A 20,865-nucleotide genomic window follows, 5' to 3' on the forward strand; every position below is an offset into this window, starting at 1 on the left:
CCGGGGGCGGGGTCTGGCGGCGGTGTCAGGACGTAAGGGCGGTGCCGCGTTGCCCGCTGGCATCCGGCTTTTCGCCCAGAACGAGATACCAGGAGCGAGGCCCGTCGCGCATTTTTACCGTGGTCTCGACCACCTCGTCATCGGCAAAGCCATTTTCGCGCATGACGGCGGGGACGTCGGCGTTCAGGAAGTCATCCCAGAACGGCTCGTTATTGTTTTTGGTCTGCCAGGCGAACATGAACTTCTCGAACTCGGAGAAGTCGGCGCCCTTCACCGGCACGTCCTGGTGAACGACCACCCCGCCCGGCTTGAGAACGCGGCGCGCCTCGGCGAAAATCTTGCCGAGCATGGGGCGCGAAACCTCATGCATCATGTTGTGGGAGATCACGAGGTCGAAGCTCTCGTCCTCGAAATCCATCCGCGCGGCGTCCATCTGGTGGAAATGCACTTTCAGGCCCATGGCCTCGGCGCGCAAATGGGCATAGCGCAGCATGGCTGGCGCGACGTCCACCGCGTGAACCTCCGCGTCCGGGAAGCGCGCCGCATAACCCACAGACGCCCCGCCTGCCGAGCAGGCAAGGTCGAGAATGCGCAAGGGCCGCATCGTGCCGTAGCGCTCTTCGAGAAAATCGATCACGGCCGCTGACTTGCTGTCTTTCGCGCCGATCCCGGTGCCGGCGGAAAAGGCATTGCCACCGCTCTCATACAGGGCGCCAGCGATAATGTCGTTGCCGCCCGTATCGCGCATATAGCCGCCCGGCTGGCCATGAATATGGGCCGCAAAGGCGTCACCGGGCGCGTTGAAGTCACGGGCCAGCGACAGCGTGCCGCCAGCCGGGGCATTGCTGAAGCGCGAGGCAGCGTCCTGCATGCGCGGCAGGTCGCGCTGGATAGTCTCCTCGACACTGTTCCACATCAGCTCCTGTGCGCTACAGCTCAGCGCGCTCCAGAGCTGGTAGTAAGGATCAACCGCCATCGCCTCGCCGATCTCTGCCTGGCTTTGCGGTTGCTGGCCGGTCGCTGCTTCATGCCGCTTGGCTGCACGGGCGCGGAACACTTTCTCATTGCCCGGCTGAAGCTGCGTCAGGCGGCGCTTGAGCTGCACGACATACTGGGTGCGGGCTGCCTCGTCATGGTTGGGGCGGGCCAGAATGTCATGGGTGGCAGTGCGGTCGATGATCATCGGGCGGTCTCGCTTTGCTAGCTGGCACTCGATATGGACAACTTGTATTTAAATAAATACATCTTAGAAGATCAAGGTGCCAGATGTTTTCCGCTGACGGATCGAGTTTGTGACAGACAGAGCCGCCCATCCAGCCCTTTCGCAGCCCAGACCCGACCTTGGCAGGTCAGGGGTCATCGCGCTGATGACTCCGGCTGAAAACCCGACTGCCGAACCGGAACTCTCGGTTCTGCTGGGGCCGGACATCAATCTGCTTTCAACGCGCATGCACATAGCTGAGCCTGACATGAACGTCCGGCTGGAGCGCTATGCCGGCGATATGGCTCGATGGATGGCGCCCTTTGGCAATGCCCCGCTTGATGCAGCGATTTTTGCCTGCACAGGCTCCAGCTATCTTGTTCCTCCAGCGAACGCGCCGGGACGTTTTCTCGATCATGCGGGCAGACATATGCCGCTTATCTCCGCCGCCAATGCGGTGAGCGATGCGGTGACGGCGCTGGGCGCACGCAGGCTGGTTCTGGTCAGCCCGTATCCGGAGAGCCTTACAGCCGCAGCGGTAAAATGGTGGACAGCGCAAGGTCTGGACGTGCGCAAAGTGCTCTCAGTGCCGCCCGCGGCATCTGGCCATCCCATCTATTCGCGTGATGCGCGTGCGATCTTGTGTACCTTGCAACTGGCCGCGCGGATGGAAGGCGATGTGGTGCTGGCGCTGGGTACCGGAGCGCCCAGCCTGTCCGCTCTGGCGGTTGCCTCGCCAGATGCCGACATTCCGATGCTGTCATCCAATCTGTGTACAGCCTGGGCAGCCAGTGCCGCTCTGGGTCAGCCTTCCTCACCGCTGGACTGGCTGGCTGCCAGCGCATCCTGGCGCCAGCGCCTCCATGACCGTTTTCCGGCCCTTATGGCCTCTCTCCAGAATTAGACCCCGCCTACCCGTCTCTCTCGAAAACAGGAATATCCCATGTCGTCGACGCCCAAAGCTCCCCGCCCGGTATTCTTTGAAGATGCGGCCAATGATCGGCTGACGGCGATCATCACGGCGCTGGCGGCAGAGGTCGCGGTGCTGTCTGAGCGGGTTCACAGTCTTGAGGCGGTGCTGGCTGGCAAGTCCGTCATAGAGCCGGGCACGATAGATGCCTATCAGCCTACGCCGGAGCAGCTGGCGGCCCGGCGCGAGCGCCATGAGGCGTTCAATCAGAGAGTTTTCTATGTGCTTCAGGAAGAGCTGGATGCGCTGCCGCCCGAATAGGGCGGCGTCACGCTGTCGCTTCGGCTCGGCGCAAACCATCGATCATTGATGAGCGCATGATATAGGCCTTGGCCTTTACCGGGTCCGATGTGACGGCTTTCAGCCCGTCGAGTATCACGCGCCGCTTTTCGGGGTCGCGCTCCTGCATGCGGCGCCGGTTGCGGTCTGCCTGCTGGAGGATTTCCTCTTCGGCCACCGGGCGGCGTTGCCGGGTATAGAGATCGAGCAGATCTTCCGATTCTCCGGCCAGGACGCGTTTCAGCTTGGCCGTCAGGTTGAACACATCATGTATTCCGCCATTCATGCCCATGCCCCCGCTCGGGCTGTTTACATGGGCCGCATCGCCTGCCAGCACGACACGGCCGCGGCGGTAGTCGGACACGATACGCATATGCACCCGGTAGGGGCGTATCTCGAAGACATTATAGGGTTCATTGCGCGGCACGATGGCATTGAGTTTGCGCTGGATGCTTTCGGGCGTAAGCGCCTCCTCAATGGATTCGCCCTCTGACGGGTAAAGCGAGCAGCGCCAGAACTCCTTCAGCCGCAAAAGCGAGAATGTACCGCCATCGCGCCAGACATAGTTCACGTTGGAGAGGCCTGGCAGGTGCTCTTCAAACGGAAAGTCGGTGATCGCCAGAATGGTGGTTTCCGGATAGGTGAGCCCTTCCAGTGTGAGGCCAACCTGTTCACGTACCGTGCTGCGTGAGCCGTCTGCACCGATAAGGTAACGGCCTCTGATCGAGAGCTCTTCGCCATCCTTGATGGCGCGCACCTGCACGGCGTCGTCGCTCTGCGTGACCGTTTCTACGCGCGCGCCCATGATGATCTCGGCAAAAGGTGCGCTGGCGAGCGCATCTGCCAGGATATGGCACAGGCGGAACTGTTCGCACTGCAGCCGGAAAGGGTGGCGGGTTTCACCTTCCAGGAGCGAAAGATCGAAGACCGCGCGGTCATGCGTCTCGTGCTGGCGGATCTGCCAGGAGCCACAGACCAGGCCCTGATCGATCAGGGGCTTGGCGATTCCATACTCGTCCAGCATGTCCAGCGTCGGAGGGTGGAATGTCGAGGCGCGCAAGTCCTCTGGCAATGTGGGTTCAGCTTCCAGAACGACACACGATATACCAAATGCGTTCAGGCGCAGCGCCGCCGCCAGACCGACCGGACCTGCACCGACGATAATGACCTGCGTATCAAGCTTTTGCATGAAGTCCTCTACCCCACTTGTCTGTTTCTTGATACGTTTGTGCGAGCGGTTCGGCAACCCCCACGGACTGACCAAAGCGCTGAATGAGAGATAAAATGAAAGGTGGAGGGGCGATGCAGCAGGTCCGTTGACTTGTCGGAGCGCCTCATGTCGTATTTTTAGTCAGACATCTGCCGGTCCCGCCGGGACCAGCGCGTGAACCCGTTTTCGAGGATCCTGCCCATGGCTCAGTCCGCCTCCGGTGCCAATGACAAGCCTGCCGCCGCCACCCCGACGCTGGTGACAGCTTTTATTGATGGCGGCTTTGTGCCCGGCGGCAATGGCCATGTGATCCCCGTTTTTTATCCCGGCACCGGGCAGATCGTCTCCCAGCTGCACGAAAGCGATGAGCGCGAAGTGGACAAGGCCGTCCGCTCCGCCCGTGCCGCGTTCGATTCTGGTCCCTGGCCACGCCTGGCCATCGAAGAGCGTCAGGCGGTGCTGCAAGCCATCCACGATGCGATCCTGGCCCATGACGAGGAGCTCGCCTATCTGGAGTGCCTGAACACCGGCATCGTCATGCGCGAGGTGCGTCAGCGCCACATCCGCCGCGCGGCCTACAATTTCAAATTCTTCTCCGAAGTGATCAGCCAGCAGCCGGGCGAAGTCTGGACCCAGAACCGCGACTACCTGACCTTCGTCACACGCGAACCGGCCGGTGTCGCGGCGCTGATCGCGCCCTGGAACGCACCGCTGGCGCTGGCATCCATGAAGATCGCGGCGGCCATCGCTTTCGGCAATACATGCGTGCTCAAGCCGTCAGAACAGACGCCGCTATCGCTGGCCCGGCTTGTGGAGATCATTCATCAGGCCGGTGTGCCCGCCGGTGTGGTCAATCTGGTCAATGGACGCGGGGGCGTGACGGGCGTGGCGCTGGTGGATCATCCCGGAATCGACCGGGTTGCGTTCACCGGCGGCACGGCCACCGGGCGCACCATCATGCAGGCCGCCGGCAAGCGGCTGAAGCCCGCCTCGGTGGAGCTGGGCGGCAAGTCGGCCAATATCATCTTCGCCGATGCCGATCTGGAGCGCGCGCTGGATGGCGCGCTGCTGGGTATTTTCTCCAATAATGGACAGCAATGCCTCGCAGGCTCGCGCATACTCGTGGAAGAGCCGATTTTCGATGATTTCGTCGAGGCGTTTGTAGCGCGTGCGCGCAAGCTGAAAATCGGCGATCCGATGGCCGATGATACCGAGCTTGGCCCGATCGCCTCGGCGCGCCACCGCGAGCACATATTGTCCTATGTCGACATCGCGCAAAGCCAGGGTGCAAAACTGCTCACCGGCGGCAAGGCCATTGAGGGCGATGGCTACTTCATGGAGCCGACCGCCGTGCTGGCCGCCGACAATGCCAGCCGTGTCTGTCAGGAGGAAATCTTCGGCCCGTTCGCGGCCTTCCTGAAGTTTTCCGGACGTGAGCAGGCGGCTGCGCTGGCAAACGAATCCCAGTTCGGTCTTGTCGGTTATGCCTGGACGCAGAACCTTGATACGGCGCTGTGGATCAGCCGCAATGTGCGCACCGGCCTGATGTGGGTGAACACGCCGCTGATGCGTGAATTGCGCGCGCCGTTCGGCGGCATCAAGGATTCCGGCATTGGCCGGGATGGCGCGGCAGCTTCGCGCGATTTCTTCACCGACGAGAAAACGGTGACGATTCCCGTTGGCGATGTGCCGCTGCGCAAGCTGGGAATGGGCTGAGCTACCAGTCCAGATCCTCACCCGTATAGCGGAAGAAGCGGCCCGAATCGGCGATTGTCATCGCTGTCATCGCCTCGAACAGACCATGAGCACTTTCGCGGACCGAGACCTTCGGGCCGCCCACGCCGCGTGTGAAATCAGTATCGACATAGCCGGGGCTGAGCAGGGCGATTGTCACGCCGCGTTCTTTGAGATCATGCGCCAGTGAACGCATGGCCATGTTCAGCGCGGCCTTGCTGGTGCGGTAGAAATAATTGCCGCTGCTGGTGCGCGATATCGATCCGAGGCTGCTGGAAATGGCGACGATCTTCTTCTGATCGCTGGCAACAACATTCTCCAGCAGCGCTTCGGTCACGCGCACCGGTGCCAGCAAATTCACCTCCAGCACGGCGCGCCAGGCATCATAGTCGAGCGAGCCCAGCTGTGTGTCGCGATGGGTGATGCCTGCATTATTCACCAGAATATCGATGGGCAGGCCGTCGAGTGATCCCGTCAGCGCGTCCAGTGAAGCGGCGTCGCTGACATCCAGCGTTTCGATGCGAATCTGCCCGGGAAACTGGCGCGAAAGCTCGCCGAGGGACGAGTTGGCTGCGCCTTCCCGGCAGGTGGCGATCACGTCCCAACCCTGCTCAGCGAACACACCGGCCAGCGCCAGGCCGACACCCCGGCTGGCGCCAGTGATCAATACACGTGGCATGGATCTATCCGATATGGCGCCATTGCGGCCGGCTTGAGCTGTTATCGCGCGTCAGCAGCATGTGGTACTCGTACTGGTCAGGGTTATAGAGGCCCTGCTGGTGCTCGAAGGGCTGTCCGGCCTCGTCGAACACGGTACGGCGCAGGCGGATCAGAGGGGCGCCAACCCCGACCGAGAGACGGTTTGCCGCGCGGTCATCGGCGGCGACGGCGCTGATCGTCTGCTCGGCGCGCATGGCCTTGATGCCTGTCGCTTCCAGAATGCGCATGACCGGCCGGTCATCGAGCTCCTTTTCCGAAATCCGCGACGCGAACGCGGCTGGCAGAAACAGGGTCGTCAGCGACAAGGGCTTGGACTTGTAATAGCGCAGGCGCTCAATGCGCAGCGCAGGGGAGCCGGGTTTCAGGTTCAGAGCAGCGGCGGCCACCGATGGAACCGGCGCGGCGGCGTCAAACGCGATCAGCTTGGCGGTCGTGTCGAGGCCCAGCGTAATGAGGTTCTCGACTAGACCGGCCAGACGTTCATTGCCGCCTTCTCCGCCGGGCGGGCACGCGAATGTGCCGACGCCGTGGCGCCGCACGATCAGCGACTCGCGTTCCAGCATCTCCAGCGCGCGACGCACGGTGACGCGGGACACATCATAGGTCTTGCTCAGCGTCATTTCCGGCGGCAAAGGCTGGTCGCGGTCGAACATGCCGTCCTGAATCTGCTGGCGCAGTATCGTGTAGAGCTGGTGGTAGACGGGCAGGCTGGTTGTCTGCGACGAACCAAGACGGCGGCGGCCAACTTCTGACGCGGCGTCGGCCTGTTGGGATTTTGGCAAGTCGTCATCCTCCGGCATCAGGGCAGGCGGCCACCACAGGCGCCACCCCTTTTTCTTTGATACTGTCCCGCGTCGCACCCGATCAGCAAGCCGTTCGTGCCATTATGCAGCAGGTATGCGGAGGGGGCGCAGGATCGCAGCGCTGGCAGCTTGCTTAAATGGTCTATATTTATAACATTTGAGCCAGCCCGATTTGAGAGGATGTGACACATGGCCGATCTCGTATTCCAGCCCACCATGGTCCGTGAGGACAAGACGGCGCGCGAGCTATTCGAGGCGGTGAAGGCCAATCCGGCGCGGGCGCGCTTTGGCTTTGGTGAGAAGCTGGCCGTGGTGAATGTTGACTTCCAGCAAGCCTATACCCGGCCCGACCTGTTTCCAAAGACGGCCTATGTCACGCACCCCGACCAGATCGGATTTGTGAACCGGATCAGTGCCCTCGCGAGGCAGAAGGACATGCCGGTCATCTGGAGCCATGTGGCCTACAAGCCGGATGCGGGCGATGCCGGCGTCTGGGGGACGCGTACCGATACGCCCGACAGCCTGCAGAACATCCGCTATGACAGCGAGCGCCATAAATTCGATCCGCGCTGCGAGATAGACGAGGCGCGCGACCTCATCTTCACCAAGCGCATGCCGTCTGCCTTCTTCGAGACCCCTCTGGCGAGCTATCTGGTCTGGCACAAGGTCGACACGGTGCTGGTAACGGGCGGGTCCACATCAGGCTGCGTGCGGGCGACCGCCGTGGACAGCCTCAGCCATGGCTACCGCACCGTTGTTGCGGAGGAGTGTGTGGCCGACAAACATGAGAGCTATCATTACGCCAACCTCACCGATCTCCAGCTCAAATATGCCGATGTCGTATCCGCGCAGGAGGTGATGGACTGGCTGGCAGCGCGCTAGCTCGCCGCGCCGGCGATCTGGCTGGCTGTAGCGCTCCACACATCATCATTGCCTGCCAGCGCTTCCAGTACCCGGCGCACCGCATGCATGCGGAAGGGCTGCCCGCTGACATAGGGGGTAAGCGAGAAGGAGAGCACCTGACCTCCGGCGCGCGGCGCTTCTGAAATCATCAGGCGGGCCGCTTCCAGTATCTGGTCTGCCCACTCATCCTCGCTCTGGCGGCGGTCGATAAGCAGGGTGCGATCATCAAGCTCGTTGGAGAGCGGCACGGCGCTTACCTCGCCGGAGGGCGTGCGCATCGCCACCGGCACGCTGTCCTGTTCCCAGTCGAGGCAGACATCGAAGCCGTGCCCGGCGATCAGTTTCAGCGTGTCGAAGGATTGCTGCCGGGCAGGGCTCATCCAGACGCGAGGGTTGAGACCGGCGCGGGCGAACGCCTCGCGCGTCTCGCCGATCCAGCGCTCTTCCTCTCCCGGCTCCAGCCCGCTCCAGTGGATGCGGTCGGCTTCCAGACCGTAAGCGGCGATTTCGTGCCCGCCCTCCTTGATGGCCTCGACAAGCGGCCTGGCGCGCTCCAGCAGGACGGCATTGACCGGGATAGTGGCGTGCAGGCCGGTTGCTGCCAGTGCGTCCAGAAGGCGGAAAATGCCGACCCGGTTGCCATAGTCGCGGGTCGTGTAGTGGCGAAGGTCTGGCCAGGGCGTCATCATCGCGCCGGGATGCCGGAGCGGCTTTCCCTGCGGGTTGAGCCGGTGCCATTCGACCGGCACCACGATCATGGCCGCCAGCGCCTTGCCGCCCGGCCAGGTGACGGGTTTGCGCTCACCAGACGGACGCCAGTCATACAGGCTCTGGTCCATGCCGTGGCGGCGGTGCTCGTATTTGAGATAGTCGTCAGGCAGCGGCATCATCAAACCCCGTTCCGGCGCGTTTGCAGCCCTTTGCCTCAATATCGGCGAGGCTCTGCTCCCAGTAATTTTCGCGGAAATGCCCGGCGATCTCGGCGGCGGTGGCAAACCACACCTCGTCCTTGTGCGCGGTTATGTGGGCAAGCGCGTCCTCGAACGGGCCGATACGATGGGCCTGTGAGACCAGATAGGCGTGCAGCGGAATGCACATCACCGTGCCGCTCTGCGCGCCTTCGGCCAGCAGCTCGTCGAAATGGCGTTTGAGCACATCGGCGTAGCGTGTGGGCGTCATCGCCAGCGCGCCATAGGTGATGACGTCATTGACCTCCAGCGAGTAGGGCATGGAGACAAGCTTGCCGGAGCGTGTCTTCAGCGGCTGGGGCTGATCGTCCTGAAACAGGTCGCACGTGTACCAGAAATCATACTCCGCGATCAGGTCCATCGTGCGCGGAGTATGGGTCAGGGCAGGGGCGAGATAGCCGCGAATGCGCTGGCCGGTAGCCTCCTGCACGGTGCGGATGGAATCCTCGATGACGGCGCGCTCCTGCGCCTCGTCCATCTCGTAGGAATAGCGTGTGTTGTAGATGCCGTGGCTGAAAAACTCCCAGTCTCGCGCGGCGCAGGCTTCAATGATTTCCGGGTGGTGCTGGCACAGGGCGACATTGAGCGAGACAGAGCCGCGAAGGGCATACTTGTCCATCAGCTCCATGAGCCGCCAATGGCCGACCCTATTGCCCCAGTCGCGCTGGGAATAGCCCACCACATCCGGCGCCGGGCGCGGCCAGCCGGGACGCTTCGGGTTCACGGGCGGGTTGAACTCGTAGAACTCGATATTGGGCGCAATCCAGAAGGCGAGCTTCTTGCCCCCGGGCCATTCGATTTTCGGGCGGTTCCGATAGGGCCAGTAATCGTAAAGATTGGGATCGGCGCTCGTCATGTCTGATGGCCTTCCGGTTACGCTTCGTAACGCTGGCCCGTGGCCAGCATCTCGTCCAGCCCGATGCGGGCATTCACCCCGGCAAGGTCGGTCATCTGGCCGCGCACTGCGCCTGTCGAACCATCAGCTTTGAGTGCAGCGAAGAAAGCCTCCGCCGCCGGGATCAGCGCGCGTACCAGCGCGCCGGGCGAAATCACCAGACGGTAGCCCAGCTCTGACAGCGCCTCGACGCTGCTGAGCGGCGTATCCCCGCCTTCCACCATATTGGCCAGCAGCGGCGCCCGCCCGGCAAAACGCGTCGCGGCCTGACGCATCTGGTCCAGATCGCGCGGGGCTTCGATGAACAGCACGTCTGCTCCCGCTTCGAGGAAGGCTTCGGCCCGGTCCATCGCCGCCTCAAAGCCTTCAACGGCAATGGCATCGGTTCGCGCAATGATGAGGGTATGCGGGGAGCGGCGCGCATCAATGGCGGCGCGGATTTTGCCCGCCATCTCGGCAGCTGGAATAACGCCCTTGCCGCGCAGATGGCCGCAGCGCTTGGGGAAGGTCTGGTCTTCCAGCTGGATCGCCGCAGCGCCCGCGCGCTCCAGCATTTTCACCGTGCGCTGGACGTTCAGTGCATTGCCAAAGCCCGTATCGGCATCGACGATCAGGGGCAGGTTTACGCGTTCGGTGATGCGCCGGGTCACATCGGCCAGATGGTCCAGGCTGACAAGGCCGATATCGGGCTGGCCAAGCTGGGTATAGGCGACAGACGCGCCGGACAGGTAGACAGCCTCGAACCCGGCGCGCTCTGCCAGCAGGGCCGACAGCGCGTCATAGACGCCAGGCGCCAGAAGGGCAGGGCCGCTCGCCAGCCTGTGTTTCAGGGTAAGGCTCATGCATGCTCTCCCTTCGCCGCGAGGCGTTTTTTGAGATGAGGTATCAGCCCGCCATCGGCGATCATACCTGTGAGGTGGCCGGGCAAGGGCGCAAAGCTGTAGCGCGTGTCCTGCGTGTGGTTGAACAGGGTGCCGACCTGCAGATCGAGCGATAGACGGTCGTCCGCCGCAATATGGCGCGCCTCGTCCAGCGTGATGCAGACAAGGCCGAGATTGATGGCGTTGCGCCAGAAAATCCGCGCAAATGAGCGGGCGATTACCGCTTTCACGCCCAGCAGTTTCAGCGATACAGCGGCCTGCTCGCGCGATGAGCCAATGCCAAAGCTTTGCCCGCCAACAACGAAGTCTCCCGGTTGCACCGTGCGGGCGAAATCCGGATCAATGGCGCTGAGGCAATGGCTGGCCAGCTCCTCTGGCGGCAGCTTCATCAGATAGCCGGGCGCCATGACGTCGGTGTCGATATTGTCGCCGAATACGAAAGCCCTGCCGCTCATGGTGCCACTCCTTCCAGCATCGCGCGCGGATCGGTGATGTGACCGGCGACCGCCGCTGCGGCAACCGAGTAGGGCGAGCCCAGATAGACATTGGCGGATTTCGCGCCCATGCGGCCCTTGAAGTTGCGGTTGGTGGACGAGATACAGGTCTCGCCCTCCGCCAGCAGGCCCGCGCCCATGCCCGCACATGCACCGCACCCCGAAGGCAGCAGGATGGCACCGGCTTGCGTCAGTGCGTGCAGTGTACCGTCAGCGCTGGCTTCTGTGGTGGTACGTGCAGAGGCAGGGGCGATCAGAAGGCGGGTGCCGGGGGCCACTTTACGTCCTTTGAGGACGCGCGCCGCCATGCGCAGATCTTCGATCTTCGCGCCCACGCATGCGCCGATATAGGCTTGATCGATCTTTACGCCCTGATGGCCGGAGACCGGCAAGGTCCGGTCCGGGCTGTGCGGGGCGGCGATCTGCGGCTCCAGCGCGCTGGCATCGAATGTGTGGCGCGCCGCGTAGCGGGCATCCGCATCGGAGGCGAGGGCGAGCGCTCCCGCTTCATCCTCTACCGGAGCGCCAATCTCGCGCAGGTAGTCGAAGGTTACGGCGTCGGGCGCGACGACACCGGTTTCGCAGCCCAGCTCGGCGGCCATGTTGCAAAGGACCAAGCGCTCGGCCATGCCCATCGCCTCTACCGTTGGCCCGGCGTATTCCACCGCCTTGAACGCATTATCGAGCCCCAGCTCCCTGCACAGGAAGAGCATGACGTCCTTGGCGGCGACGCCATCGGCGAACGCGCCGCGCCACTCGATCCGTATTGTCTTGGGCACCGAGAGCCAGGTGCGCCCGGTGGCGACGATGGCGGCCATGTCGGTCGCGCCGTAGCCGGCTGCATATGTGCCAAAGGCGCCCGCCATGGGCGTGTGGCTGTCGCCGCCCGCAATGACCGCGCCGGGACGGATCAGGCCATGTTCGGGCAGGACCAGATGGCAGATGCCCACCATGTCGAAAAAGTTCTTCACGCCGTGCGCGGCGGCAAAATCGCGGGTGAATTTCAGGATCGACGCACTCTCCGCATCGACGGCCGGGACATAGTGATCTGACACAATGGCGACCCGGTCAGGATCCCACAGGCCCACACCCAGCTCTTCGAGCATCGGCGCCCAGCGGCGCGGGCCGGAGCTGTCATGGGCAAACGCCAGGTCAATATCCACGGTCACGATTTCGCCTGCGCGCACCGAGCTCCGGCCCGCTGCGCGCGCAATGATCTTTTCAACCAGGGTCATGCCCTGCGCCATGGAGCGCCTCGTGGATCTGCCAGCGTGCAGCATGATGCTTGCCCGCTCAAAAGATATAGTCTTATATCATTTAAATCGCAGCGCCCGCCAAGGCGCAAGCCCCCACCCTGCTTTAAAAGGTCTTCTGATATGGCTGATGGCACGTCTTCCTCACCGCGCACATTCCGTTGGGACGATCCGCTCGGCATGGACGAGCGCCTGACCGATGAGGAGCGCATGGTGCGCGATGCCGCGCGCGGCTATGCCCGCGAAGCCTTGCTGCCGCGTGTTGTCGAGGCCTTCGAGACGGGCAGTTTCGACCGCGCCATCATGCGCGAAATGGGCGAGATGGGCTTTCTCGGCGCGATGCTGCCGGAAGCCTATGGCGGCGCTGAAGCCAGCCATGTCGCCTATGGTCTGATCGCGCGTGAGATCGAGGCAGTGGATTCGGGCTATCGCTCGGCCATGAGCGTGCAGTCATCCCTCGCCATGTACCCGATTTACGCCTTCGGCTCCGATGAGCAGAAGATGAAATACCTGCCGAAAATGGCGGCAGGGGAGCTGGTGGGCTGTTTTGGCCTGACCGAAGCCGATGGCGGGTCTGATCCTGCCTCTATGAAGACGAAAGCTGTGGCGGTCGAGGGCGGCTACCGGCTGAACGGCTCGAAATACTGGATCACCAACAGCCCCGTATCCGATCTCGCCATCGTCTGGGCGAAGCTGGACGACACGATCCGCGGCTTCATCGTGGAGCGTGATTTTGCCGGTTTCACCGCCAACAAGATCAGCGACAAGCTGTCCTTGCGTGCGTCCATTACCGGCGATATTGGCCTGGACGACGTGTTCGTGCCGGAGGCCAATATCCTTCCTGGCGTAAAGGGGCTGCGCGGACCGTTCTCCTGCCTCAACAAGGCGCGCTACGGCATTGCCTGGGGCGCGATGGGCGCGGCGGAATTCTGCTTCCAGGCGGCACGTGACTATACCGGCGAGCGCATGCTGTTCGGCCGCGCGCTTTCCTCGCGTCAGCTCGTCCAGAAGAAGCTCGCTGACATGCAGACCGAAATCTATCTCGGCCTGGAAGGCGCGCTGGCGCTAGGCCGGCAGCTGGATGGCGGCGCGTGGGTGCCCGAAACCATCTCCATGATGAAGCGCAATAATTGCGGCAAGGCGCTCGCCATCGCCCGCGAGGCGCGCGACATGCATGGCGGCGCCGGGATCACCGGCGAAATGCACGTGATGCGCCATGTGATGAATCTGGAAACGGTCAACACCTATGAAGGCGCGCACGATGTGCATGCCCTCATACTGGGCCGTGCGATCACCGGACACAGCGCCTTCTGACCAGGCAGGCGCGGCGAGCCCGTATAGCCGCTGACAGGGATTTCCTGTAGGTCGCGTATCGAACCGGACGAGGCTCCGGAGGCGTCCGGGCGGTGAGGCATGTGGCCGGTTGAGACCATTGTTTGCGGATCGGTATTGCTGGCGGGGCTCACGGCGCTGTCCATCATGGATGTCCGGACGATGCGCCTGCCGGACTGGCTCACCCTGCCATTGATCCCCGCCGGCCCGCTGGCAGCCTGGTGGCTGGGTGATCCCGTCCTTTGGCATCTGGCGGGTGCGGTAATCGGATATGCAGGCCTTGCCGCGCTGGAGCTGGCTTACAGGGCCGTGCGCGGGCGCGACGGACTTGGGCGGGGCGACGCCAAACTGCTGGCGGTTGGCGGTGCCTGGTGCGGGGCGGCGCTCCTGCCCGTAATCCTGCTCCTTGCCAGCATGGCCGGGCTGATCTGGGTCCTGGCGCTGAAACTGGCAGGCAGGGAGATCGGCGCCGGCACCGCGATTCCGTTCGGTCCGTTCCTGGCGGCGGGCATTGCAGCGGCGTGGATAGTGCTGCGGGCGGGCCTGTGGGTTTAGCTCCAGGTGCCGGGTGCATCAGGGCGCGACAACGCGTTGCGAACACAGTAATCATCTGGCGATGACGTCAGGGCAACTGGATATCGGGGGCTGGAAGGCACAGCTGCGCAAGGGCGCGGCGGAGTTTGCCGTTTTGAGCCTGCTCGCCCGCAAGGAAATGTACGGCATAGAGCTGCTCGACGCCCTGTCTGGCGCCGACGGCCTGGGCATTTCTGACGGGACGATCTACCCGCTGTTGAAGAGATTGCAGCTGGAGGGACGGATTCACGCCCGCTGGCAGCCGAGTGTCACAGGACCGCCACGCAAATATTATAGCCTCACGGCCGAGGGTAAGCTCGCCGTGTCGGCCATGGGCCAGGCATGGGCAGAGTTTCGCTTGCAGTTGGACAGACTTGCGGGACAGGCCGGTGAAAACTTCCCAGATTGAGACCTATCTTCGTGAACTTGCGCGGGCCCTGAGCGGGCTTCCTGCAGGTGAGCAGGAAGACATTCTGGCGGAAACCCGAAGCCATCTGGCAGAACGCTGCGCCTCGCTCGGTGAAGCCGAGGCGTGTCGCCGGATGGGGTCTCCGCGCGCGCTGGCAAGCAGCTACATGGCTGCCACCGGGCATTCAAATCCGCCGGCCAGTCACCGTTTCGCGCAGCTGCTTCCCGTCACCATGGCAGTCGGCGCCTTGCTGCTCTGGGTCTGCACGCTTGTATCCCTCACCTTGTTCCTGGCGGAACTGGCGGAGCCTACCCTGGTAAGTATCTGGCTGAACGCCAGTACGGGCAGCATTTTTGTCGGTGCCGCCAACCCCGACATGGTCTCGCTGCTCACCGATCTGGCCGGCCCATGGTTCTTGCCTCTGGCCGCTCTGCTAGCTGTGCTGGCGGGCGCAAGCGGGCTTGGCATGATGCGTGCGGCCTGGGATGAAATCCGCTCGGTCGGGAATATGGCAACACCTTAACCCGCTGAATTGCCGCCACCTTACGAGTGGCCGCCGCCGCGCAACGGCAAGATTTTTCTGAATTCCGGAATCTTGCAATGCATGTCACCGGCCTGACATGAATCTTGTATAACAGGATACTCTGTCGAGATGGGAGCATACCTGTCTCGCTGCGAGCTGAAACATTTGCAGGTGACGCGCGCCACGCGCGTCCGCAGAGGGGACGATCATGTCGTTGAAGAAATACGCAGCCATACTTGTGCTCGGCCTGGCCGCCGCATCATGCGGCCAAGGTTCCAACATCTCGTCGCCCGGTGCGACCAATCCCGGCACCCCGCCCGGCGGCGGTGGCGGGGGTGGTGGAGACGGCGGCGGTGGCAGCGCCACCTGTCCGAGCGGTTTCACCACCGGAACGGCAGTGGCAGGCCTCACCACCTGCGTCCTCTCCGGCGACATCCTCAACAACCTGACCCTGCCCTTCGTGGAGGGCGTGGCCTACCGCATTGATGGCCGCGTGAATGTCGGCGCCGATGTCGGCGCGGACGGAAACCGCTCTGGCGGCGTGTCAGCCCGCCTCACCATCGAGCCGGGTGTCACCATTTTCGGTCAGGGCGGCGCAGACTATCTCGTCATCAATCGCGGCTCGCAGATCGAGGCCAACGGCACGGCGGCTTCGCCGATCACCATGACCTCTGACGAGGACCTGATCCGCCGCGCAGCGAACCCGCAGGATTTTGGCGGTGACAATATTGGCGAGTGGGGCGGTATCGTCGTGCTCGGCCGCGCGCCCATCAATCGCTGCCGCGACGCCGCGACGCCGGGCACTGTGGATTGCGAAAATCTCGTTGAAGGCGTGACCAATCCTGATGCGCTTTATGGCGGCAACAACCCGCAGGACAATTCCGGCATCATGCGCTATGTGCGCGTGCTGTTTGCCGGCTTTGAAATCGCGCCGGGCAACGAGCTGAACGGCATCACGCTGGCCGGTGTCGGCTCGGGCACGACCTTTGAATATATCCACGTTCACAACGGTTCGGACGATGGCATTGAATGGTTCGGCGGCACGGTAAACGGCCGCTATCTGGTCGTGACGGGCGCCGATGACGACTCGCTCGACACTGACAATGGCTATAACGGCTTCAACCAGTATGTGATCGCGATCCAGCGTACCGGCGGCGGCGACAATATCGTCGAGGCCTCGAGCTCCGCTCCGGGTGTGACCCCGCTGTCGAATGCGACGTTCGCCAACTTCACCTTCGCGGGTAACCGCACCAATGCCTTCCGCCTGAACACCGGCACGGTAGGCCGCTACGTGAACGGCGTGGTTGACTACGGTCAGGCCTGCATGCGCTGGGAAGGCTCTGCCGGCAACGGCGTGGCTGGCTATCAGGGCGTTGGCGTTGACCCGAGCTTCAACTCGGTCCTGTTTGACTGCGAAGGCGGTCTGTCTGGTGGTTCCGGCAACGATGCTGCCGCTGCTGCTGCCGCTGTTGCGGCTGACGCCAACAATACCCAGGCCGAAAACTCGCTGGCGTCGCGCCTCTTCCCGGGGCCGGCGGAGCAGGGTGTTGACGCGTTTGATGCGACGTCCATCAACAGCTTCTTCCAGGCGGCTGACTATATCGGCGCGTTTAGCCCGACCGAGACCGAAACCAATAACTGGGCTGCAGGCTGGACCTTTGGCCTGTTCCCGGAGCCTGAGTGCCCGATTGGCACGACGGATACCGGCGCGCAGCGCAACGGCCAGAATGTCTGCCGCCTCACGGGAACTGTCACGTCGGACATCCGCCTGACCCGTGGCAATATCTACGAGCTGGTCGGTGGTGTGCGGGTCGGCCGTGACGTGGGCGCGGACGGCAATGCCGCAAACGGGCTTGCTGCCTCCATCACCATTGAATCCGGTGTGACCCTCTATGGCCGGACGGGCGCCGATTATCTCCTGATCAATCGCGGCTCGCAGATCTTTGCCAACGGTACGCGTCAGAACCCGATCATCATGACGTCCGAGAACGACATCACCAATACAGGTGACCGCGCCTCGGCCATCGGTGAATGGGGTGGTCTTGTGATCCTCGGCCGGGCACCGACCAATCGCTGCCGCGATGCTGCGGTGCCTGGCTCCATCAACTGTGAAAACCTCATTGAGGGCGTTACCAATCCGGACGCGCTCTATGGCGGTATTGAAGGAGATGACAGCTCGGGCTCGCTGACCTTCGTGCAAGTCAAGTTCGCCGGCTTTGAAATCGCGCCGGGTAACGAGCTCAACGGCATCACGCTGGGCGGTGTCGGCCGTGGCACGACCTTCGAGTACATCCAGGTCCATAACGGCTCGGATGACGGCATTGAGTGGTTCGGCGGCACCGTGAACGGCAAATACCTTGTCGTCACCGGCGCGGACGATGACTCCTTCGACACCGACAATGGCTGGAGTGGCCGCGTACAGTTCCTTCTGGGCATCCAGCGTGCCGGTGGCGGCGACAATATCGTCGAAGCCTCCAGCTCGGCTCCGGGCGTCACCCCGCTGTCCAACGCCATCTTCTCCAACTTCACCTTTGTGGGTAACCGCACCAACGCCTTCCGCCTGAACACAGGCACGGTTGGCCGGTATGTGAACGGTGTCGTGAGCTACGGTCCCGAGTGCTTCCGCTGGGAAACCTCAGCCGGTAACGGGGTCGCTGGCTACCAGGGTGTGGACGTCGATCCGAGCTTTGACTCGGTGCTGTTCGACTGCGCAGGCGGCCTGTCCACGGCTGCTTCCGATCAGGCGGCAGCTTCGGCGGCGGTCTCGGGTGGTTCGAACAACACCACGGGCACGGCCAGCACGCTGACCAACACCTTCGTGAATGGTGCCAACGAGAATGCCCGTCAGGCGTTCGACGTCACCACGCTCGATCCGTACTTCGACGATGTCGACTATATCGGCGCGGTTCGCAATTCGAGCGATCGCTGGTGGGCTGACTGGACCTGCGGTCTGGAAGCCGGAAGCACCTGCTAGGCGATGAGCCAGGCGCGCCGGGCATCGCCCGGCGCGCCCCTGCCTGCTCTCCATCCCATACAATGAAGGTTGCGAACCCATGAAACCGCTTTACCTGTTCAGCGTGGCACTGCTGACGAGCTCGGCCCTCCTGGCCCCGTCAGCCCTTGCCCGCCAGGCCGAGGAGGCAACAAGCGCCTCCGAACCCGTCGAGACCATCTCGGTGCGCGGCCAGTTCATCCCTGAGCCCCAGCGCCGTACCGCGCAGGTGGCCAGCTTTGTGTCTGCCGAAGACCTTGCACGCGCGGGCGATTCCAACGCCGCCATCGCTCTGACCCGCCTGAGCGGTCTGAGCATTGTTGGCGGCCGGTTTGCCTATGTGCGCGGTCTTGGCGACCGTTATGCAGCCGCGCTTCTGAACGGCTCTCCCCTGCCGAGCCCGGAACCGCTCCGCCGGATCGTTCCGCTCGACCTCTTCCCGTCAGAAGTGCTCGATGGCGTCGACGTCCAGAAAACCTATTCAGCCAATTATGGCGGCGAGTTCGGCGGCGGCCTCATCAGCCTGCGCACGCTGCGCCGTCCGGTTGACCCGTTCTTCAACGTCTCGGGCAGTATCGGTTACAACACGGTCACGACCGGCGAGAACGGGCTCATCCACCGCGGATCAGACACGGACTGGACGGGTTATGATCGCGGCTATCGCGATATTCCAGGTCCGCTCGCCAGTGTCTTGCGCAACGGCCAGACCCTCAACAGCCTGTCGTCTGCTGAACTCGAAGCGGTGAGCGAAAGCGTCGTGATCCCGAATCTGCTGGTCGTCCAGTCCATGGACCTCCACCCGGATTATTCGGTGTCGGCAAATGGCGGCTACTCGTTCACGCTTGGCGGTTTCGACATGGGTATCGTCGGGGCAGCCGGATTTGATGCGGGCTGGAGCATTGAAAATGCCCGGCGGCAGCGCGTGCGCGGCGATGTCCTTGGTACGGATCTCACCTCCAGCCTGACCTCATACGAAGCAAATACAAACTCGCTCGTATCCCTGTCGGCTGAACGTGGCGATCATGCGCTGGGCGCGACGCTGTTCTATGTCCACTCCTCGCGCAAGGACACGCAGCTTACGCGCGGTGAAGACTTCAACGCGCAAGGTGGCCGCCCGATCTACCGGGAGAGCACTGGCTGGTTTGAACGCGAGCTGGGCATGTTCCAGCTCACGGGCGATCACAGCTTTGGCAATCTGGAAGCGCGCTGGCGCGGTTCCGTTGCGCGCGCGACCCGTGAGACGCCGTTCCTGCAGGAGCTGACCCGTCTGGAACAGGCCAATGGCGATATCGCCTTCACCTCGGCGGCCCGCTATGAAATCCAGTTCACCGACCTTACCGACGATCTGACCAATTTCGGCGGTGAGCTGCTCTACACCTTCAACCTGCCCGGCTCGCGCGAGCTGGTTCTGACCGTGGGCGGAGACACGACGCGCACCGAGCGGGAATACAACACCTTGTTCTTCCGCATGGCGGGTGGCAACTCGCTTCCGGCTGACACGCAGATCGCCCGGCCGGACTTCCTGTTCTCGCCGGACAATATCGGCCCGTCACGCTTCCAGCTGACCGAGGTTCAGAACACCCAGTCCAACTATGTCGGTGAGCTGGATGTGGACGCGGTGTTCGCACAGGCTGATTTCGACATAACCAGCTTCATCCGGGCAACGGTTGGCGTGCGTTATGAAGATGCGGTGCAGAGCGTGCAGACCTTCAGCCGGTTCGGCCAGCTGGGACGCGGCGCTACATTGGACAATGACTATGTCCTGCCGGCGGCTACCGTGACCTGGAACTTCGCCAATGACCTGCAGCTGCGCCTTGGCTATTCGCAGACGATTGCCCGTCCGCAATTCCGCGAATTTGCCAATTCGGGCTTCTTCGACCCTGAAAGCCAGCGCAGCTTCCGCGGCTTTGACGGCCTCGTTGACTCCGAGCTGACCAATTATGATGCGCGTCTGGAATACTATCTGGGCCGCGATCAGTTCATCACGGCGGCGGTGTTCTACAAGGAGATCCTCAACCCGATCGAGGAAGTCCAGTTCGAGACCGCCTCCTTCGTGTCCGAGACCACCTTCCTGAACTCGCCCAAGGCCGAGCTGCAGGGCGTCGAGCTGGAATACCGCCAGTACTTCCAGTTCCCGCTGGATATAGGCTGGTTCCGTGAGCGCGACTGGCGCTTTGCCATCAACTACACCTACACCCAGTCGGAGATCATCGCTCCGGCCGGTACGCAGGTGCTCGACCCGATCAGCAACACCTTGCGGGATGCCTCCTTCTTCAACCTTGATGGCTCGAACCTTCAAGGCACGCCGGAGAACATCGTCAACATGCAGCTCGGATGGGAAGGTGACAATGATCAGTTCACCATCCTGGTGAACTGGGTGGACGAGCGCATCCTGCAACGTGGCTTCAACTCGCCGTCAGGCGTCCTCCCCGACGTCATCGACGAGCCGGGCATTCAGCTCGACTTCCAGTACCGCCGCCGCTTCCAGGCGATGGGCCGGGAGTTCTCGCTGGGCTTCTCGGGCCGCAACCTGCTCGATGAGCAGCACCGTGAATACCAGCGCAACGAGACGATTGGCGAGACCGAGTTCAACACCTATGACCGCGGCCGCACCTTCTCTCTGAGCCTGTCGACCAGCTTCTAGGTCAAGCAGGTCAAATGACTGGAAACGCCCGGACCGTAAGGCTCCGGGCGTTTTCGATCTTCAGCATACTGCCATAACCAG

At 62.9% G+C, this 20,865-nt stretch carries 19 protein-coding genes; 10 read left to right on the forward strand and 9 right to left on the reverse strand.

Annotation, left to right across the window (positions count from 1 at the left end; genetic code table 11):
- Window positions 1-25 precede the first annotated feature (25 nt).
- Complete coding sequence (locus X907_RS03695; protein WP_127565697.1) at window positions 26-1,183, reverse strand: class I SAM-dependent methyltransferase; 1,158 nt, start codon at window positions 1,181-1,183, stop codon at window positions 26-28.
- Window positions 1,184-1,367: 184 nt separating this feature from the next.
- Here X907_RS03695 and X907_RS03700 point away from each other — a divergent pair, with 184 nt between their 5' ends.
- Together X907_RS03700 and X907_RS03705 are read left to right on the forward strand one after the other, a co-directional pair.
- On the forward strand, window positions 1,368-2,105 hold the full coding sequence (locus X907_RS03700; protein ID WP_127565698.1) for a hypothetical protein: 738 nt from the start codon (window positions 1,368-1,370) through the stop codon (window positions 2,103-2,105).
- 39 nt (window positions 2,106-2,144) lie between these two features.
- Window positions 2,145-2,432: a hypothetical protein gene (locus tag X907_RS03705; RefSeq protein ID WP_127565699.1), complete on the forward strand. Its 288-nt coding sequence runs from the start codon at window positions 2,145-2,147 to the stop codon at window positions 2,430-2,432.
- Between the two features lie 7 nt (window positions 2,433-2,439).
- Here the strand turns inward: X907_RS03705 and X907_RS03710 are convergent, their stop codons facing one another.
- On the reverse strand, window positions 2,440-3,639 hold the full coding sequence (locus X907_RS03710; RefSeq protein ID WP_127565700.1) for an FAD-dependent oxidoreductase: 1,200 nt from the start codon (window positions 3,637-3,639) through the stop codon (window positions 2,440-2,442).
- A 222-nt stretch (window positions 3,640-3,861) separates the two neighbouring features.
- Here X907_RS03710 and X907_RS03715 point away from each other — a divergent pair, with 222 nt between their 5' ends.
- Window positions 3,862-5,376 (forward strand): aldehyde dehydrogenase, encoded by a 1,515-nt coding sequence (locus X907_RS03715; RefSeq protein ID WP_127565701.1) that lies wholly within the window; start codon window positions 3,862-3,864, stop codon window positions 5,374-5,376.
- Between the two features lies 1 nt (window position 5,377).
- Here the strand turns inward: X907_RS03715 and X907_RS03720 are convergent, their stop codons facing one another.
- Together X907_RS03720 and X907_RS03725 are read right to left on the reverse strand one after the other, a co-directional pair.
- Window positions 5,378-6,073 carry an SDR family oxidoreductase gene (locus X907_RS03720; RefSeq protein WP_127565702.1) on the reverse strand — a complete coding sequence of 232 codons (696 nt, stop codon included), beginning with the start codon at window positions 6,071-6,073 and terminating at the stop codon, window positions 5,378-5,380.
- A gap of 4 nt (window positions 6,074-6,077) precedes the next feature.
- Window positions 6,078-6,896, reverse strand: a complete 819-nt coding sequence (locus X907_RS03725) for a GntR family transcriptional regulator (protein ID WP_170175450.1) — start codon at window positions 6,894-6,896, stop codon at window positions 6,078-6,080.
- A 237-nt stretch (window positions 6,897-7,133) separates the two neighbouring features.
- Here X907_RS03725 and X907_RS03730 point away from each other — a divergent pair, with 237 nt between their 5' ends.
- Window positions 7,134-7,799 carry an isochorismatase family protein gene (locus X907_RS03730; RefSeq protein ID WP_127569297.1) on the forward strand — a complete coding sequence of 222 codons (666 nt, stop codon included), beginning with the start codon at window positions 7,134-7,136 and terminating at the stop codon, window positions 7,797-7,799.
- Here the strand turns inward: X907_RS03730 and X907_RS03735 are convergent.
- From X907_RS03735 to X907_RS03755, 5 genes are read right to left on the reverse strand one after another with little or no spacing between them, the layout of a single operon-like run.
- The gene (locus X907_RS03735; protein ID WP_233352510.1) at window positions 7,796-8,710 is read right to left on the reverse strand and encodes a polysaccharide deacetylase family protein; all 915 of its coding nucleotides are present in this window, start codon (window positions 8,708-8,710) and stop codon (window positions 7,796-7,798) included. The genes X907_RS03730 and X907_RS03735 overlap by 4 nt on opposite strands.
- Entirely contained in the window at window positions 8,694-9,644 is a 951-nt protein-coding gene (locus X907_RS03740) for a polysaccharide deacetylase family protein (RefSeq protein WP_127565704.1), read from the reverse strand. The genes X907_RS03735 and X907_RS03740 overlap by 17 nt, the downstream gene beginning before the upstream one ends.
- A 17-nt stretch (window positions 9,645-9,661) precedes the next feature.
- Window positions 9,662-10,525 carry an isocitrate lyase/PEP mutase family protein gene (locus X907_RS03745; protein WP_127565705.1) on the reverse strand — a complete coding sequence of 288 codons (864 nt, stop codon included), beginning with the start codon at window positions 10,523-10,525 and terminating at the stop codon, window positions 9,662-9,664.
- On the reverse strand, window positions 10,522-11,019 hold the full coding sequence (locus X907_RS03750; protein WP_127565706.1) for a LeuD/DmdB family oxidoreductase small subunit: 498 nt from the start codon (window positions 11,017-11,019) through the stop codon (window positions 10,522-10,524). Before X907_RS03750 ends, X907_RS03745 begins: the two co-directional genes overlap by 4 nt.
- Entirely contained in the window at window positions 11,016-12,293 is a 1,278-nt protein-coding gene (locus tag X907_RS03755; protein WP_233352511.1) for a 3-isopropylmalate dehydratase large subunit, read from the reverse strand. Before X907_RS03755 ends, X907_RS03750 begins: the two co-directional genes overlap by 4 nt.
- Window positions 12,294-12,434: 141 nt before the next feature.
- On the opposite strand from X907_RS03755, the gene X907_RS03760 reads away from it, so the two are divergent.
- The 6 genes from X907_RS03760 to X907_RS03790 all read left to right on the forward strand — a co-directional run bounded on the left by X907_RS03760 (window position 12,435) and on the right by X907_RS03790 (window position 20,784).
- The gene (locus X907_RS03760) at window positions 12,435-13,625 is read left to right on the forward strand and encodes an acyl-CoA dehydrogenase (RefSeq protein ID WP_127565708.1); all 1,191 of its coding nucleotides are present in this window, start codon (window positions 12,435-12,437) and stop codon (window positions 13,623-13,625) included.
- A 99-nt stretch (window positions 13,626-13,724) separates the two neighbouring features.
- Window positions 13,725-14,198 carry a prepilin peptidase gene (locus tag X907_RS03765; RefSeq protein ID WP_127565709.1) on the forward strand — a complete coding sequence of 158 codons (474 nt, stop codon included), beginning with the start codon at window positions 13,725-13,727 and terminating at the stop codon, window positions 14,196-14,198.
- A 61-nt stretch (window positions 14,199-14,259) separates the two neighbouring features.
- Window positions 14,260-14,625 (forward strand): PadR family transcriptional regulator, encoded by a 366-nt coding sequence (locus X907_RS03770; protein WP_127565710.1) that lies wholly within the window; start codon window positions 14,260-14,262, stop codon window positions 14,623-14,625.
- On the forward strand, window positions 14,606-15,148 hold the full coding sequence (locus X907_RS03775) for a DUF1700 domain-containing protein (RefSeq protein ID WP_127565711.1): 543 nt from the start codon (window positions 14,606-14,608) through the stop codon (window positions 15,146-15,148). The genes X907_RS03770 and X907_RS03775 overlap by 20 nt, the downstream gene beginning before the upstream one ends.
- Before the next feature lie 208 nt (window positions 15,149-15,356).
- The gene (locus X907_RS03785; protein ID WP_170175451.1) at window positions 15,357-18,122 is read left to right on the forward strand and encodes a hypothetical protein; all 2,766 of its coding nucleotides are present in this window, start codon (window positions 15,357-15,359) and stop codon (window positions 18,120-18,122) included.
- A 79-nt stretch (window positions 18,123-18,201) separates the two neighbouring features.
- Entirely contained in the window at window positions 18,202-20,784 is a 2,583-nt protein-coding gene (locus X907_RS03790) for a TonB-dependent receptor domain-containing protein (protein ID WP_127565713.1), read from the forward strand.
- The last annotated feature ends 81 nt before the right edge of the window (window positions 20,785-20,865 follow it).

Origin of the sequence: Glycocaulis alkaliphilus, from assembly GCF_004000605.1 — a bacterium.
Lineage (GTDB): Bacteria > Pseudomonadota > Alphaproteobacteria > Caulobacterales > Maricaulaceae > Glycocaulis > Glycocaulis alkaliphilus.